Below are 16,296 nucleotides of genomic sequence, written 5' to 3' on the forward strand. Positions count from 1 at the left end.
TCCCCCAGCCTACGAGTCGCGCTCGGCAGGCTTGGACAGCCGAACCGAAGGATCCAACGGCTCGTCACCGACCCTCGGCAACTCCTCGGTGGGGTACGGCCGCGTGTGCGCCTGGTCGGGCGGTGTCTCGCCGAAAAGGTGGTCCAGTTCGGCCGTGGCATCTGGGTCGGCGGCAGGCGCGTCGGCCTCGGCCTCGGGCACTGCCGGCGCCATCGGGATCCTGACGCTCGCGTGTGTGGGTCCGCCCTCGGGGCTCCGCAGTTCGAGACGACCGCCGAGCCCGACGAGTCGCTCTTCGATGCCGGCGAGCCCGTGACCCGGCCGGACCGTCGCACCGCCGGCACCGTCGTCCGTCACGATGACTCGGAGCTCGGTCGCCCCGGCGTGGGTCGGCGCTGACAGGATCAGCTCGGCCCGGTCGGCCCGCGAGTGCTTGCCGATATTGGCGAGCAGCTCGGCCGCGATGAAGTACGCATTCCGCTCGATCTCGACCGGGATCTCGATGCCGTCGGGCAGCTCGTCGGTGAAGCGGGTCGGCACCGTCGATCGGTCTACTACCGCGTCGAGAGCGGCAGCGAGCCCGCGGTCGAGCAGCAGGGGTGGAGCGAAACCACGCGAGAGGGCACGGAGCTCTTCGAGGGCCTCGCGGGCCTGGGCGCTCGCATCGTCGATCAGGAGCCGAGCCCGAGTGCCGTCGGTGTCGACGACGCGGGAGGCGGCTGAGAGATCCATCTGCAGCCGGATGAGGCGCTGCTGCGGCCCGTCGTGGATGTCGCGTTCGAGCCTCCGCAGGGCCGTGCCCTCGGCCGAGACGGCCGCGCTCCGCGAGACCTCGAGGCCCGCGACCTCGGCCTTGAGCTGCTCGGACCGGAAGCCGCCGAGCATCCAGGTGGCGACGGCGCCCTGGACGAGCACCATGCCGCGGGTGACGAACGGCAGGAGGGCCAGGGCTCCGAGCGCCACGACGAAGGCGACGACGGCCATCGCGGGCGCGTGGTCGATGAGTGCAGAGCTCACCCAGCCGCCGTTGATTCCGGAGAAGCCCCCCTCTCCGGAAACGACGAGGACGATGCTTCCTCCGACGATCCCACCGACGACGATCAGCAACATCCCGACGGTCAAGGCGACGACGAGGGCGCCCAGCCAGGGGAACACGATCGTCGTGAACGCGAAGTACAGCCAGTAGTGCGGATCGGCAGCCACCTCGACGAGGCGCTTGAAGCGCCCGGTCAAGGTCAGCGTTCGCCACGCGACCGGTCGAGGAGCCGGGTGGCGCGCCCACGACAGCCGAACGAGCTCGATTGCCCCGAACAGGCGACCGAAGTAAAGGCCCGCGAGCAGGAGCACGAAGAATGCCACGAAGGCGAAGAGGGCGTTGCCGGTGCCGACCAGGATCTGGCCGACGATGCCATAGGCCGCGAATGCCACGACGACGAGCACCCCGGTCAGCGCGAGATAGCCGATGTCTCGGGGGAAGGCCGCCCACAGCCGCCAGTACAGGGCGCGCGGCGGTGGTTCGGCAGCGGGGGCGGTGGTGGGTGGCATCGGGCTCGTCTCGGTGATCATGACTCCAGCGTGGCGCGATCCGGAGGCTCCCCCAATGGTGCCAGCGACCGAGCCTTTCGGGGGTTTACCCCCGATCCCGGCAAGGCAAGCCTCACTAAGCCGAGCCTCTGCTTGCTTGTCGGAATTTCGCGCGACCTCTAGCGTTGGGGAAACCGAGAGGCCCCAAGGCCTTCACCCGCAGAGGAGACACTCCATGTCCGAAGTCACCACCGTCACGCAGAGCTCCGTCGACCCCGACGTCGCAGCCGCCACCGCCCAGTTCCTCACCCCCATCGTCACGAACCTCACCGCCCTTGCCGTCAACGGCAAGCAGGCGCACTGGCACGTTCGCGGCATCAGCTTCATCGCCGTGCACGAACTGCTCGACGTGGTCGTCGGCCACGCTCAGGAGTACGCCGACCTCGCCGCGGAGCGCATCGTCGCCCTCGGCCTCCCCGTCGACGGCCGCCTCGAGACCGTCGCCGCCACCACGACCAACCCGCCGCTCAAGGCCGGCTTCCAGCAGATCGACGCCACGATCGCCGGAATCGTCGCCCAGATCGACTCGGCCCGCGTCTCGGTGCAGACCGCGATCGACGAGCTCGGCGAGATCGACGCCTCCTCGCAGGACGTCGCCATCGAGATCGCTCGCGGCCTCGACAAAGACCGCTGGTTCCTCTCGGCGCACGTCAGCCAGTAGTCTCCGGCACTCTGCCGCGAAGCCGTCGCTCCTCCAGGAGCGGCGGCTTCGTCGCGTCCGGGCTCGAAACCGGGTTGCGCGCACGCAGGCGCATGGCCGGACGCTCCACCGCGAGGTAGGTCGCCGTCGCCAGAGCCAGTGTGATGCCGCCGACGCATGCCACGGCCATGACGTAGGACGCCCAACCGCCTTCGCCGAACCGGGGAGCCCAGCGGTCGAAGCCCCGCACCACCGGCATGTGCCAGAGGTAGACGCTGTACGAGATCAAGCCAAGGCCCCGGAGCGCCGGGAGCTCGAGAGCGCGGCCCACCCAACCAGGGCGGCCCGAGGCCGTCGGAACGACCGAGACGAGAAGCAGAGCGGCGAGGCAGAGCGGCGCGAGCAGGTCGGCGACGTCGGACCAGGGGCGGGTGAGGCAGACGACGGCCGCGGCGACGGCGACGAGAGAAGCGGCGAACCGCAGGATCCTGCGCCCGGCCCCCAACAGTGCCCCACGTTGCACCGCGACGAACACGAGAGTCGCCACCATGCCGAGAGCGAAGAGCTGAGCGTGAAGCAGCAGGCTGCGACTTGCGACGGACTCCCAGTCGTGCGACCAGCCGTGCGGGTTCGTGCGGTCCTGCCAGATGAGACCGGCGGCCCCCACCAGTGCCAGGACGACGACCGGGATGCAGGCTCGCGCCCATCCGCCGACGCCGCGCCCCAGCCGAGAGGCCAGCGCCACCAGCAGGGGCAGGCAGGCGTAGAAGGTGAGCTCGACGGTGAGGGTCCATGCCACTTCGAGACCGGTGCGGATCGTGTGCGGCGAGAAGGTCTGGAGGAGGGTCAGATCGGCGACGAAGGTGCCGGGATCGACATGCCCCGTCCGCCCACGACCGAGGAACGACAGCCCGAGGGCGAAGTTCGTCACGGCGACGACCACGACGTATGCGGGCCACAGACGCAGCACCCGGTTCGACGCATAGCGCCTCGTACTCGGCAGTCCGCGACCGTCGATCAGGCGGTCGGCGAACCCGAGGAAGAGCAGGAATCCCGAGAGGATGAAGAAGAGGTTGAGGCCCTGGTGGAGGGCGAAGAACAACTCCGGTGACCGATGGCGGACACCCGGCGACAGGATGTTCGACACGTGATAGCCGAGCACTGAGAGCGCGGCGACTCCTCGCAGCCCGTCCAGCCCCGACAGATGCGCGCGTGATTGCTTCCCCATAGCAACCACACTGGCAGTACCGGGGAGGTCAAAATACCTCCCTGAGGACGAAAGAGGGGTCGTCCGGGTGAACAATCCCGCTGGGCTCAGAGCGCGGAGTGTGTGAATCGGCCACCGAGGAGGGTCGCCGCGACTGGCATACCCCGGAGGTCGTCCGTCGCCAATGGGTCGGCGTCGAGCAGAACGAGGTCGGCGAGGCTGCCCTGAGTGACGGAGTCACGGCCGTCGGTGGAGGCGGCGAGGGCCACGGCCACGGGCAGACTCTGCTCGGGATGCCAGGGCTCCCGGCCGTCGCGGCTTCTCGTGACCGCGGCGTCGAGCGCGATCCACGGGTCGAGCGGCGCGACCGGTGCATCGGAGCCGAGGCGCAAAGCCACACCCGCCGCCGCCAACGACTCGAGCACGAACGCCCGGCCCGTCCGTCCGGCCCAGTAGACCTCGGCGATGTCGCGGTCATCCATGGCGTGCTCCGGCTGCACGCTCGCGATGACGCCGAGCCGCGCGAACCGCGCCACGTCGACCGCCCGGAGCAGCTGCGCGTGCTCGATCGATCCCCCGCAGCCGACGAGTTCGAACGCATCGAGCGCGAGCGAGTTGGCATGGTCGCCGATGGCATGCACCGCCGGCACGAGACCGGCCTTCGACGCGCGGCGCATCAGCTCGGTGAGCTCGTCGAACGAGAACGACGGCAGACCGACTCCCCCGCCCTGCGCGTACGGGTCGTGGCAGTAGGCGGTGCGGGTGTTGAGCGACCCGTCGGTGATGATCTTCGCCGGGCCCATCGTGACGAGCCCGGCACCGCCCGGAACGGCGTCGCCCGTGCGGAGGCCGCGGGCAATGACCTCGTCGAGGTCGCCCGGGTAGACACCGGTGCGAACGCGGAGGGCGTCGGATCCTTCGGTCACTCGCTTCGCCCACGCGTCGATCGACAGGGTCATCTCGAGGTCGACGATGCCGACCACGCCCCGAGCTGCCGCGGCACGCGACGCCTCGTCGACCCAGTCGTCCATGCGCGAGCTGTCGATCGCGGTGATGACGCCGGACGCATCGAACGCGGCCTGTTCGCGCAGCAGCCCCGTCGGGTGAGTCGACTGGCCGACTAGCGCGAGACCCTTGCTGTTGAGCCAGACGGCGTGCAGATCGGCGCTGACCAGGGCGACCGGAAACTCGCCCGCACTGTCGAGCAACTCGGCCGTCGGGGTATCCGACCACAGCGCATCACGGAACCCGTAGCCGACCAGGAGGTCGCGGTCGTCGGGGCGGTCTTCAAGGATCCGGTCGCGCACCAGAGCGACCGTCTCACGAGCCGATCCCGCCGACGTGACATCGAGGCGTTGGCGCACGAGAGCCCACTGCTCCATGTGCACGTGGTTGTCCCACAGGCCCGGCGCGAGGAACCTCCCGCCGCACTCCACCGTCTCGACGGATCCCGGCGTGATGTCCGGTGCGAGAGCAGAGACGACGCCGCCCTCGACGAGGACATCGACAGGAGCGTGATCGCGGCCGACGACGCGGACGTCGCGGAGGAGGAGGTCGGGACCCGTCGCTGCGGGCTGGCGCTGCTGACTCGCGGTCACCCGCGGACCCGCTTCATCTCGGCGGCTAGCTCCGGGCTGGCATACTCGGCGCCGTTCTCGAGAGCGTCGATGATGCGATCGACGACGGCTGGATCCTTGTTCTGACTGAGCTTTGCTCTGGCGTCGAAGCGAGTGACCCTCAGGCGGATTCCGACCGTGCCCTTGGCGACCCGGCGGGAGCCGTCGGCGTCGAGCTCGAGCGACACGGGCTCGGGCATGCGGGCCTCGAAATGGTCGACGAGCTCGCCCAAAACGCGGAAGTTCTCGTCGTCGGACAGGATCTCGGGGGTGCCGTAGAGGTGCGCGGTGACGTGGTTCCAGGTGGGGATGATCTGGTCGCTCGGGTACCACCCGGGCGAAATGTAGCCGTGAGGGCCCTGCACGATGACGAGGAGTTCGTGCTGCCCCAGCTCATGCAGCTTCTCGTCGGGGCGCCCGACGTGACTGACGATGCTGATCTCGTCGCCCGCGGTCTCTTCGAGCACGATCGGGTAGTGGGAGGCCACAAGGCCAGCCCCCGTTGAGGAGACGATCGTCGCCCACGGATTCTCGCGGATGAGGCGCTTGACCTCGTCGACGTCTTCGAGAAGGAAGTGGGGTGTGTGCCGCATAGGGTAATTCTGGCAGAGGGCAGCTTCGGTCTCAGGGGTGCTTGGGCTTCAGGCTTGGGCTTCAGGCTCAGTCGGCGTCGGCTTGCTCGGGCTTTGGGGGCTCAGTCGGCGTCGGCTTGCTCGGGCTTCCGGCTTGGCAGACCGGGCACCAGTACAGCTTTCGGCCGGCCGCCTCCTCCATCACGATGTGGGTGCCGCACACGCGACAAGGCAGCCCTTCGCGGTGGTACACCCAGTGTCGATCGGCCCGGCTGCGCAGGGCCTTCGCGTACGCCTGCTTGGAGAGGCCGCTCATGGTCATCATCTGACCGAGCTCGACACCGGACTTGAGGAGTTTGGTCCAGTCTTTCCAAATCGCTCGCAAGGTGTCTTCGGAGACCTGGTTGCCGGGCGTGTGCGGGTTGAGACGGGCGCGGAAGAGGAGCTCGGCGCGGTAAATGTTGCCGATGCCGCTGACGATGGATTGATCCATCAACTGCAGACCGATCGGCGTGCGCTTCTTGTGGGCCGTCGCGACGAACCGATCGCCGCCCTTCTTAGGAGAGTCGACGAGCGGGTCGGGCCCGAGCTTGGCGATCTGCGCGTCGACCTGCTCGGCATCGAGCACGTCGCACTTCGTCGGACCCCGTAGATCGGCCACTGCCGTGTCGCTCAAAAGTCGCACTCGCACCTGACCAATGGGCTCGGGCGGGAAGCTCTCGACGTCGTCTTCTTGCTTCTCTTGCTCGGCCATGCGCACCCGCCGCTTTCGAGGTGCGCCGATGCTGCTCATCGAGTGCTCGCCGTCGTCGTCGGCCACCGGCTCGGGGGCGTCGTCCGCCTTGTGGGTCGCAGCCTCGTTGGGGGTCGCAGACTCGGCTTTGCGCGTGGCCGTGCGGCGGACTCGCGACTCGGCCATGGCGGCCCCGGTCGCGATCTCTCCCGCGAAATCCCACGCACCGTAGAGACCGAGATGAACGTGGAGGTACAGGCCGTTGTCGAACTCGAGGAACATCTGCTTGCCGACGGCCTTGGCGTCGACCATCGTCGCTCCGTCGAGCCTCTTCGCGCCGGAGGCGAACCGCCCCTGCGGACTCGACGTCTGGATGCGGTGGCCGACGAAGCTCTGCTCGAACTGGTTGGCGATGCGGTGGACGGAATGACCTTCAGGCATTGATCCAGGCTAGACGCGACCCCTGACAACGGGGCCGAAACGGTCGCCGATGGTCAGGCCCTGGTACCAGGCGATCTGTCTTGAGCTGGTCAGTCGACCGGGTGGCCCTTGATGGCAACGGTCGTCTCGTATTCGGCGAGCTGCGCGATGCGACGCTCGTGGCGCTCCTCGAACGAGAAGGGCGTCTTGATGAACTCGTCGATGAGTCGGATCGCCTCGTCTTCGGTGTGCTGACGGGCACCGATGGCGACCACGTTGGCATCGTTGTGCTGACGGGCCAGCTGGGCGGTGGCCGTGTTCCAGGCCAGCGCCGCACGCACACCCTCGACTTTGTTGGCGGCGATCTGCTCGCCGTTACCCGAGCCGCCGAAGACCACTCCGAGGCTCTCCAGCCCTTCGCTCTGATCGCGGACCACGGCTCGCGCCGCGGCAATGCAGAACGACGGGTAGTCGTCGAGCGGCTCGTACGACTTCGGACCGTGATCGGTGACCTCGTGGCCCTGGCCTTCGAGGTGCGAGATGAGGGTCTGGGCGAATTCGAGGCCGGCGTGATCGGTTCCCACGTGGATGCGCATGGCCTTCATTCTATTTCCGGTTCGGGGGTGTCTCTGCGCCGGCGGGTGCGCGCTGGGTGACGCGGTCGGTGTTGTGGGTGATGGGCGGGTGTTATGGGGAGTGGGCGGGTGTTCTCCGCAGTCGACGACGAGTGGGCGGGTGTTCTCAGCAGTGGGCGGGTGCTGCAGCACCCGCCCACACCCCACAACACCCGCCGACTGCCCCGGCGCGACGCCTCGAGCCCGACGCAGCCCGGCGCGGGCTACGAGAAGTCGGGGCCTCGGGTGCGGCTGCGCTTGAGCTCGAAGAACCCGTCGTACGACGCCGCAGCGACGACTCCGTCCCACAGGGTGAGAGCGATCTCGCCCTTGGGCGCCGGGCTGATGACAGGCCCGAAGAACGCGGTGCCGTTGACGGCAATGACCGGGGTGCCGACGTCCTGGCCGACCCGGCCGATTCCGTCGTCGTGGCTGGCGCGCATGTCCGTGTCGTACTCGTCGGTGTCGGCGTACTTGGCGAGGTCTGCCGGCAGTCCGGCCTCGGCGAGCGACTCCGCGATGACGGCGTCCTGGTCGTCTTTGCGTCCGTCGAGGTGAATGCGGGTGCCGAGCGCGTCGTAGAGCGGCTTCACGACGCCCTGCCCGTGCAGCTCGGTCGCTGCCGTCACGACACGCGTGTAGCGGATGAGCATCGAGAGGACGGCCGGGTCGAAGCCGTCGTTGTCTTCGTTCAGGAGCCCGAGGCTCATCACGTGGAACTGCACCTCGAGGTTGCGGTGCGCGGCGACCTCGTCGACCCACCGACTCGTCATCCAGGCCCACGGACACGAGGGATCGAACCAGAAATCAACGGCGGTGACGGAGGTGGAAGCTACTGTGTCGGTCATGGGTTGAGCCTAGAACCCAAGCCCGAGAGAAGAGCGCCCATGTCGACGTCCGTGTCATCCAGCCCCGGCCCCACGCCCGCCGACTCCGCACCCCGCGGGGTCGAGGTGAACGGCGTCAACGTCATCGACGAGTCGGAGCGCAAGGGCACGCCGCGCCAGCTGTTCTGGCCGTGGTTCGCTGCCAACATCTCCGTTCTCGGGATCGGCTACGGCGCCTACCTCCTCTTCTTCGGGGTCTCGTTCTGGCAGGCCGTCGTCGTGGGCGTGATCGGTATCGCTGTCTCGTTCCTCTTCTGCGGGCTCATCGCCCTCGCCGGAAAGCGCGGTAATGCGCCGACCATGACGCTGGGGCGCGCCGCGTTCGGTGTACATGGAAACAAGCTGCCGTCGGTCATCTCGTGGGTACTGACCGTCGGATGGGAGACGGCGCTGACGTCGCTCGCTGTCCTGGCCACCGAAACCGTTGTCACGACCCTGGGGTTCGACGGAGGCACGCTGACGAAGCTCATCGCCCTCGTCGTGATCGCAGTGCTCGTCGTCATCGCGGGCATCCTCGGCTTCGACTTCATCATGAGGCTGCAAAGGTGGATCACGATCGCGACCGCAGTTCTGACGATCGTCTACGTCGTTCTCACTGTTCATCGGATCGATCTCGCTACCGTCATGGCGCTCCCCCAGGGCACTGCGCCCTCGGTGATCGGCGGTTTCGTGTTCATGATGACGGGATTCGGCCTCGGCTGGGTGAATGCGGCGGCCGACTACTCGCGCTATCTGCCCCGATCCGCGTCAAGCCGAGGTGTCGTCTGGTGGACGACCTTCGGAGGCGCACTCGCCCCGATCATCCTGTTCGTCTTCGGCCTGTTCCTGGCGGGGAGCTCGACCGACCTGCTGAGCGCTATCGGCGCTAACCCGATCGGAGCACTCGCCACAGTTGTTCCTTCGTGGTTCTTAGTGCCGTTTGCCGTGGTGGCCGTGCTCGGTCTGGTCGGCGGATCAGTCATGAATATCTACTCCTCCGGTTTCTCATTTCTCAACATGGGCATAAGAATCCCGCGATACGCGGCCGCCACGGTGGATGGCGTCGTGATGATCGCAGGCACGATCTACGTCGTCTTCTTTGCCAACGACTTCATCGGGCCCTTCCAGGGCTTCCTCATCACACTCGGCGTTCCGATCGCAGCCTGGGCGGGGATCTTCCTCGCCGATGTTCAGTTGCGAAAGGCCGACTACTCCGTCTCAGAACTCTTCACGGCAAAGGGCCGTTACGGCTCCGTCCAGTGGGTCACAGTCGGCCTTCTCGTTCTGGGCACCGCCATCGGCTGGGGGCTCGTGACAAACGCAGCCGCGGGCTGGCTCGGGTGGCAGGGCTACTTGCTGGGCGACGGAGCATTCCTCAAGCAATGGGGCGGTGCCAACCTCGGCGTCCTGGCCGCACTCCTCATCGGCTACCTGGGAACGCTGCTCTTCATGCGCCCGGTAGTCCGGCAGCAAGAGGGCCTCCTCCAGCTCGATCGAGACATCGTATGAGCCTGACGTTCGCCACACCGCCCTGGCTGATGGCAATCGATATGCAGCGGGTTTTCGGCGACCCGGGCAGCGACTGGTTCACGCCCGACTTCGGGGTGGCCAGTACGCGTATCCAGCAGCTCCGGCCCGCCTTCGGCACTCGCGTGGCTCTCACACGCTTCGTGGCACCGGCCGAGCCCACCGGAGCGTGGATCCCGTACTACGACGAGTGGCCGTTCGCGCTCGTGCCCGACGCCGATCCGCTCTACGAGTTGATGCCCGAGTTCCCGGCCGGAGACGCTGTCGTGGTCACCCGCCCGACGTTCGGCAAATGGAGCGATGAGACCGCCAAAGCGCTCGGCGGTGCCACCGATCTCGTGCTCGCCGGGGTCTCGACCGACTGCTGCGTGCTGTCGACAGCACTCGCGGCGGCCGACGCCGGAGTTCGGGTGCGCGTCGTGGCCGATGCCTGCGCAGGACTCAGCGAACTTGACCACCAGCGAGCCCTCGACGTGATGGCGCTCTACGCGCCACTCATCGAGATCACAACGACCGACGAGGTGCTCGCAGCGCTCTGAGCGGCGCCGACCGTCGCCGACGGGGTGACCGCCCGAATTCGAAGGAGATCCTTGTCGGTGAGGCCGTCGGATCCTTGATTTTGCGTTGGCTGGCTCACGATTCTCCTTCGAATTCGGCAACGGGAGCGGGTCAGGCAGTGACGCGCGCAGGCAGACGGTGCACACGAGCCAGCCCGGGAGCGGCCACGCCCAAGCACACGAGCGCGCCGATTCCGCCGGCGAGAAAGGCCACGCCGGGAGCGGAACCGTCGATCAAGGCACCGCACCCCGCGACGGCGAGCGCCGCACCCGTGTTCACCGCCGTGTCGATCCAGCTCGACGCCTCGGTGCGCACGTCGGCGTCGGTCAGCTCGTCGGCGAGCAGGTAGCCAGTGACGAACGCCGGCGCGAGGAAGAACCCGACCACGACAAGTCCCACGGCCAGCCCGAGAAGACCGGGCACGAAGACGAGCAGGGCGCACGAGACGCCCATCCCCAGGCCGATGCCGAGGAGGCGACGACCGGGTGGCGACGACCAGGTGCGGTGTCCGTAGACGAGGCCGCCCACGGCCGAGGCGGCAGAGAAGACGGCGAGAAGGATCCCGGGGCCGAGAATCGACGCCGACCCCTCGCCCGCGGCCGGTGCGGCGACCTCGACAGCGCCGAGCGCGAGCCCGACACCCAGCAGCCCCAGCACGACCGAGACGAACCCCGGTTGCGCGAGCGGACGCGACGACCGTTTCGCCGGCACGGTGGCGGCGACCCGGGCGCGGGAGGCCGCGCCGTTCGTCATGAAGAGAGTGCCGACGAGCGACAGGGCGGCGGTCATGTACAGCGCGGCCGGAGGCGACCAGAAGGCGATGACGACCGCCACGACCAGCGGGCCGGTCGTGAACAGGATTTCCTGCGAGATCGCGTCGAGAGCGTAGGCCCGGGCTCGAAGCACCGGAGAGTCGGTCAGCTGCGCCCAGAGCACGCGCATGGCGGCTCCTAGGGGCGGGGCGAAGACGCCCGCGAGACCGGCAAGAGCGATCAGGATCCAAAGCGGCCGACTCCCCGACGACGCCAGAGTCGCCAGCACGGCCAGGCTCGCCGCGTGACCGACCGCGAGAGGGGCGAGAACTCGCCGCTGACCCCACCGATCGACCAGGCGCGCGCGAATGGGCGAAGCCACGACGTTGGCCACTCCGAACACCCCGGAGGCCGCCCCGGCCGCGCCGTACGACCCGGTGGCCGCCTCCACGGTGAGCAGCAGGGAGAGGGCGACCGTGGCAAACGCGAGCCGCCCGATCAAGGCCGGGAGAAAGACGCGGAGGGCGTGCGGGAGTCGGAGGACCGCGAGGTATCCACTCGACGGGGCCGGGCTGGATCCTGGGGTCTTTTCGTCACCCGGGGGCGCCTGTGGAGAACTCACACCCCCAATTCTCGCCCACCAGTAGTGTGGTCGAGGGCCACGAACCCACCACCTCACTCACCACCGACGGAGCACCCGATGCTCGTGGAGAAAACATGCCTGGAGAGAACCTCACCCGTGTCGAAGCGCAGGAGCGCAAGAGCATCGTCGACGTGCAGTCGTATGCGATCTCGCTCGACCTCACCCGCGGCGAGGAGGTCTTCGGCTCGACGACGACCGTGAAGTTCACGGCCACCGAGGGCGCTTCGACCTTCATCGACGCGTTCACCCGCACCGTGCACTCGGTCACTCTCAACGGGCAGGCGCTCGACGTCGCGTCAATCAACGACGGTGTGCGCATCCAGCTCGACGGCCTGGCCGCCTCCAACGAGCTCACCGTCGTCTCCGACGCCGAATACACCAACTCGGGCGAGGGCCTGCACCGCTTCGTCGACCCGGTCGACTCCGAGGTCTACCTCTACTCGCAGTTCGAGGTGCCCGACAGCCGCCGCGTCTTCGCCGTATTCGAGCAGCCCGACCTCAAGGCGACCTTCCAGTTCACCGTCACCGGGCCCGCGCGCTGGCAGATGGTCTCCAACTCGATCACGCCCGAGCCCGTTGTCGACGGCACGGATCCCGCTACGGCGACGGCTACGTGGTCGTTCGAGCCGACCGCCGTCATGTCGAGCTACATCACCGCGATCGTCGCCGGCCCCTACGACGTCGTCCGCTCGTCGCTCACCTCGTCCGACGGCCGCGAGATCCCCCTCGGCATCTTCACCCGCAAGTCGCTGTCCGAGTTCATGGACGCCGACTACATCTTCGAGAAGACCCGCCAGGGCTTTGCCTACTACGAGGAGAAGTTCGACTTCCCCTACCCCTTCGACAAGTACGACCAGCTCTTCGTGCCCGAGTTCAACGCGGGCGCCATGGAGAACGCGGGCGCGGTCACCTTCACCGAGACCTACGTGTTCCGCAGCAAGGTCACCGACGCCATCAAGGAGCGTCGGGTCGTCACGATCCTGCACGAGCTCGCCCACATGTGGTTCGGCGACCTCGTCACGATGAAGTGGTGGAACGACCTCTGGCTGAACGAGTCGTTCGCCGAGTGGGCCTCCACCATCTCGACCGCCGAAGCCACCGAGTGGACCGAGGCCTGGACGACCTTCCAGGCGATGGAGAAGAGCTGGGCCTACCGCCAAGACCAGCTGCCCTCGACCCACCCGGTCGTCGCGACGATCAACGACCTCGAAGACGTCCAGGTCAACTTCGACGGCATCACCTACGCCAAGGGCGGCTCGGTGCTCAAGCAGCTCGTCGCCTGGGTCGGTATCGACGCGTTCTATGCGGGTGTCGCCGCGTACTTCAAGAAGCACCACCACTCCAACACCGAGCTGAGCGACCTCCTCACCGAACTCGAGGTCACGAGCGGGCGCGAGCTGACCAGCTGGTCGAAGCTCTGGCTCGAGACGGCCGGCGTCAACACGCTCCGCCCCGAGATCGAGGTCGACGCCGAGGGCGCCATCACCTCGTTCGCCGTGCTGCAGACCGCTGCCGCCGACTACCCGACGATCCGGCCTCACCGCCTCGCGATCGGCCTGTACTCGCTCGACGGCGACTCGCTTGTGCGCACCGACCGTGTCGAGATCGACGTCGACGGCGAACGCACCGACGTGCCCGAGCTGGTCGGCCTCAAGCGAGGCGACCTGGTGCTGATCAACGACGACGACCTCGCCTACGCGAAGATCCGTCTCGACGACGTCTCCCGCGCCACGGCGATCGAGCACCTAGCGAAGATCCACAACCCGTTGGCTCGCGCGCTCGTCTGGGGTTCGATGTGGGATGCCACCCGCGACGCCGAGAGCGCCGCTCGCGACTACGTGAAGCTGGTACTCGCCAACATCGCGACCGAGACCGAGTCGACGACCATCCGCACCACGCTGTCGCAGCTCACGCAGGCCGCCCGCAGCTACGTCGACCCCGCCACCCGTGCGGCGACGATTACCGAGGTCGGCGACGCCCTGTGGGCGCTTGCGCAGGCCGCCGAGGCCGGTTCCGACGCGCAGTTCCAGTTCGTGAAGTTCTTTGCGAACATCGCGTCGACCGATGCCCACGGTGATGCCCTCCAGGGCCTCTCCGACGGATCGATCGCTCTCGAGGGTCTTGAGATCGACACCGACCTGCGCTGGGAGATCCTCGAGGGCCTCGTGCTCGTGGGCAGGGCCGGCACCGCCGAGATCGATGCGGCACTTGCCGACGACAACACGGCAAACGGCGCTCAGGCGGCGGCACGGGCTCGAGCAACGATCCCCACGAGCGAGGGCAAGCTCGCTGCATTCGCGTCGATCGTCGACTCCGACGAGCAGCCGAATGCGATCGTGCGGGCCACGACGATGGGCTTCCAGCACACGAACGACCCGTCGATCCTCGAGCCGGTCGTCGCGAAGTACTTCGACTCGCTTACGACGATCTGGGAGACGCGCAGCTACCACATCGCCGACACCCTCGTCTCGGGCCTCTACCCGGCCGGGCTCGCCGACTCCGCCCTCGTCGACGCTTCCCAGGCGTGGCTCGCGGCCAACCCGGAGACACCGGCCCTGCGACGCATCGTGACGGAAAACGTGGCCGGCACGGAGCGCGCTCTGCGGGTCCAGGCCGCCGACAAGTAGCGGCTGCGACCGGCAGCCTGGCCGGCTGGTGGGCTAGCCGGCTGGCGAGCTGCATCCCGACGCCGAGCGGCGGCACCCTTCACGGGTGCCGCCGCTTCGCTGTGTGCGGGCCGGATCGTGCGTTTCGCGGGCATTGTGCCGCGAGATGGCCTGATCTCCCGCCAAAGCGCTCCGATCGCGGAGATGAGGCCATCTCGCGAGGCCCGGCAACTCGCGAGCCCCAAGCACCTCGCGAGGCCCGGGTCGGGCGTCGAGATCGCAGTTGAGGTCGCCAGGGCCCGACCACAACTGCGATCTCGGCGCAGCAGGCCCGGGTCGCTCAGCAGACCCTTGAACTCTTCCTCGTAGCATTGGCCGAATGGTCACTCAACTTCTCGCAGCCGCTGCGACCAAGACGAGCGCCGCCGACGACATCGCGACCGGGGCCAGCGCCTTCTGGGACGCCTGGGGCACGCCGATCGCGGTCGCCGGCGTCATCGTCGGCGCGGTCGTGCTTCGCATCATCGTCCACTTCGTCATCCGTCGTGTGGTCGACCAGATCGTCACGGGCGTCAAGAAGAAGCAGAACGTCGACGACACTCAGGCGCTCAACTCTCCTCTGCGTGCGGTGCGGGTGGTCCAGCGCACTCGCACTCTCGGCAGTGTCCTCAACAACGTCGCGACGGTCGTCATCGCGGTGATCGCCATAGCGACGATCCTCGCCACGTTGAACGTCGCCACGGTCGGGCTCGTCAGTGCGGCCAGCGTGATCGCGGCCGGCCTCGCTTTCGGCGCGCAGAACATCGTCAAAGACATTCTCAGCGGGCTGTTCATGGTCGTCGAAGATCAGCTCGGAGTCGGCGACATCGTCGACGTCCAGCTGGCGACCGGCGTCGTCGAGGCGGTGGGCATCCGCGTGACTCAGGTACGCGACGTCAACGGCACCCTGTGGTTCGTCCGCAACGGCGAGATCCTGCGCGTCGGCAACATGTCGCAGGGCTGGGCTCGCGCCATCATCGACATCGCAGTTCCGTACGAGAACGACATCGACGAGGTCGAATCGATCGTGCTCACGACGTCGGCGGCGGTCGCCGCGCAGCCCCGCTGGAAGACGCGCATGCTCGAGAAGCCCGAGATCTGGGGCCTGCAGTCGATCTCGGAGTCGCACCTCGTCATCCGTCTCGCCGTTCGAACCCGGTCGGCCGACAAAGACGCGGTCGCGCGCGAGCTGCGCCTCCGCATCGTCCGCGCCCTCGACGCGAAGGGCATCCACCTCCCCTCGCTGCAGAGCGTCGTTCTGTCGGGCTTCGAGGAGGCCACCAACATCCGGGGGGCTCGCCCGATCGAGACGCAGCCGACACCGGTGCAGGGGCGGAACAAGGCGCCGCGGGCGCCACGTCGGGGCAGGAACGCCCCGCCCTCGGGAGACAATGAGGCATGACCGAAACGCACCCTGTCTCTTCTGGTGAGCCGGTGGATCCTCAGCGCTCTCTGCCTCTGGGCCAACCCGTCACGCTTCGGTCCGGCAGGGGCGACGACGACGCCCAGGGCAACTTCTGGGTGAAGGTCGGCGGTCGCCCGACGTTCGAGAAGCTCGTGCGACGCTTCTACGAGGGCGTGCAGACCGATCCGATCATCTGGCCGATGTACCCGGCCGACGACCTCGAGGGCGCCATTCAGCGGCTGACGGGGTTTCTCGAGCAGTACTGGGGTGGCCCGACGACGTACAGCGACGAACGCGGACACCCGAGGCTCCGCATGCGGCACAACCCGTTCACGATCACTCCCGCGGCACGGGACCGCTGGCTCGTGCACATGCGCGATGCGGTCGACTCGCTCGACCTCGCGCCCCTCGACGACGCGATGCTGTGGGGCTACCTCGATCGAGCCGCGCACGCAATGGTCAACTCGTTCGCCGAATGACTCACACGCGACCGAGCTGCGCGTAGCTCTGCCTT

The 16,296-nt window shown here is 67.9% G+C and carries 14 protein-coding genes; 6 read left to right on the forward strand and 8 right to left on the reverse strand.

Translation table 11 applies throughout. The features are described 5' to 3' along the window. Positions 1–9: 9 nt before the first annotated feature. Entirely contained in the window at positions 10–1,566 is a 1,557-nt protein-coding gene (locus EDF39_RS09590) for a sensor histidine kinase (RefSeq protein ID WP_123942650.1), read from the reverse strand. Positions 1,567–1,759: 193 nt separating this feature from the next. Between EDF39_RS09590 and EDF39_RS09595 the strand changes: the two genes are divergently transcribed. After that, positions 1,760–2,245: a Dps family protein gene (locus tag EDF39_RS09595; RefSeq protein WP_055962791.1), complete on the forward strand. Its 486-nt coding sequence runs from the start codon at positions 1,760–1,762 to the stop codon at positions 2,243–2,245. Here EDF39_RS09595 and EDF39_RS09600 read toward each other — a convergent pair. From EDF39_RS09600 to EDF39_RS09625, 6 genes are all read right to left on the reverse strand, one after another. Continuing rightward, positions 2,235–3,452, reverse strand: a complete 1,218-nt coding sequence (locus EDF39_RS09600; protein WP_123942652.1) for an acyltransferase — start codon at positions 3,450–3,452, stop codon at positions 2,235–2,237. The two genes, EDF39_RS09595 and EDF39_RS09600, sit on opposite strands and share 11 nt — an antisense overlap. 86 nt (positions 3,453–3,538) lie before the next feature. After that, entirely contained in the window at positions 3,539–5,029 is a 1,491-nt protein-coding gene (locus EDF39_RS09605) for an amidohydrolase (RefSeq protein WP_123942654.1), read from the reverse strand. After that, a complete protein-coding gene (locus tag EDF39_RS09610) occupies positions 5,026–5,640 on the reverse strand; it encodes an FMN-binding negative transcriptional regulator (protein WP_123942656.1) in 615 nt (204 codons plus the stop codon). The genes EDF39_RS09605 and EDF39_RS09610 overlap by 4 nt, the downstream gene beginning before the upstream one ends. Before the next feature lie 67 nt (positions 5,641–5,707). Further along, positions 5,708–6,793 (reverse strand): Fpg/Nei family DNA glycosylase, encoded by a 1,086-nt coding sequence (locus EDF39_RS09615; protein WP_123942658.1) that lies wholly within the window; start codon positions 6,791–6,793, stop codon positions 5,708–5,710. An 89-nt stretch (positions 6,794–6,882) separates the two neighbouring features. Then, on the reverse strand, positions 6,883–7,368 hold the full coding sequence (locus EDF39_RS09620) for a ribose-5-phosphate isomerase (RefSeq protein ID WP_123942660.1): 486 nt from the start codon (positions 7,366–7,368) through the stop codon (positions 6,883–6,885). Between the two features lie 242 nt (positions 7,369–7,610). Then, entirely contained in the window at positions 7,611–8,234 is a 624-nt protein-coding gene (locus EDF39_RS09625) for a DsbA family protein (protein WP_123942662.1), read from the reverse strand. Between the two features lie 39 nt (positions 8,235–8,273). On the opposite strand from EDF39_RS09625, the gene EDF39_RS09630 reads away from it, so the two are divergent. Continuing rightward, positions 8,274–9,761 (forward strand): cytosine permease, encoded by a 1,488-nt coding sequence (locus EDF39_RS09630; protein ID WP_123942664.1) that lies wholly within the window; start codon positions 8,274–8,276, stop codon positions 9,759–9,761. Beyond that, on the forward strand, positions 9,758–10,318 hold the full coding sequence (locus EDF39_RS09635; protein ID WP_199726195.1) for a cysteine hydrolase family protein: 561 nt from the start codon (positions 9,758–9,760) through the stop codon (positions 10,316–10,318). The genes EDF39_RS09630 and EDF39_RS09635 overlap by 4 nt, the downstream gene beginning before the upstream one ends. A 130-nt stretch (positions 10,319–10,448) precedes the next feature. Here EDF39_RS09635 and EDF39_RS09640 read toward each other — a convergent pair whose 3' ends face one another. Continuing rightward, on the reverse strand, positions 10,449–11,711 hold the full coding sequence (locus EDF39_RS09640) for an MFS transporter (RefSeq protein ID WP_158613202.1): 1,263 nt from the start codon (positions 11,709–11,711) through the stop codon (positions 10,449–10,451). Between the two features lie 95 nt (positions 11,712–11,806). Between EDF39_RS09640 and pepN the strand changes: the two genes are divergently transcribed. The 3 genes from pepN to EDF39_RS09655 all read left to right on the forward strand — a co-directional run bounded on the left by pepN (position 11,807) and on the right by EDF39_RS09655 (position 16,261). Next, positions 11,807–14,359, forward strand: coding sequence for an aminopeptidase N (pepN, locus tag EDF39_RS09645; protein ID WP_055963940.1), 2,553 nt, complete (start codon positions 11,807–11,809; stop codon positions 14,357–14,359). A 358-nt stretch (positions 14,360–14,717) separates the two neighbouring features. After that, the gene (locus EDF39_RS09650) at positions 14,718–15,779 is read left to right on the forward strand and encodes a mechanosensitive ion channel family protein (RefSeq protein WP_084816208.1); all 1,062 of its coding nucleotides are present in this window, start codon (positions 14,718–14,720) and stop codon (positions 15,777–15,779) included. Further along, positions 15,776–16,261, forward strand: coding sequence for a globin (locus EDF39_RS09655; protein WP_084816209.1), 486 nt, complete (start codon positions 15,776–15,778; stop codon positions 16,259–16,261). Before EDF39_RS09650 ends, EDF39_RS09655 begins: the two co-directional genes overlap by 4 nt. Positions 16,262–16,296: the final 35 nt, after the last annotated feature.

This window comes from Frondihabitans sp. PhB161 (assembly GCF_003814635.1).
In the GTDB taxonomy this organism is placed as follows: domain Bacteria; phylum Actinomycetota; class Actinomycetes; order Actinomycetales; family Microbacteriaceae; genus Frondihabitans.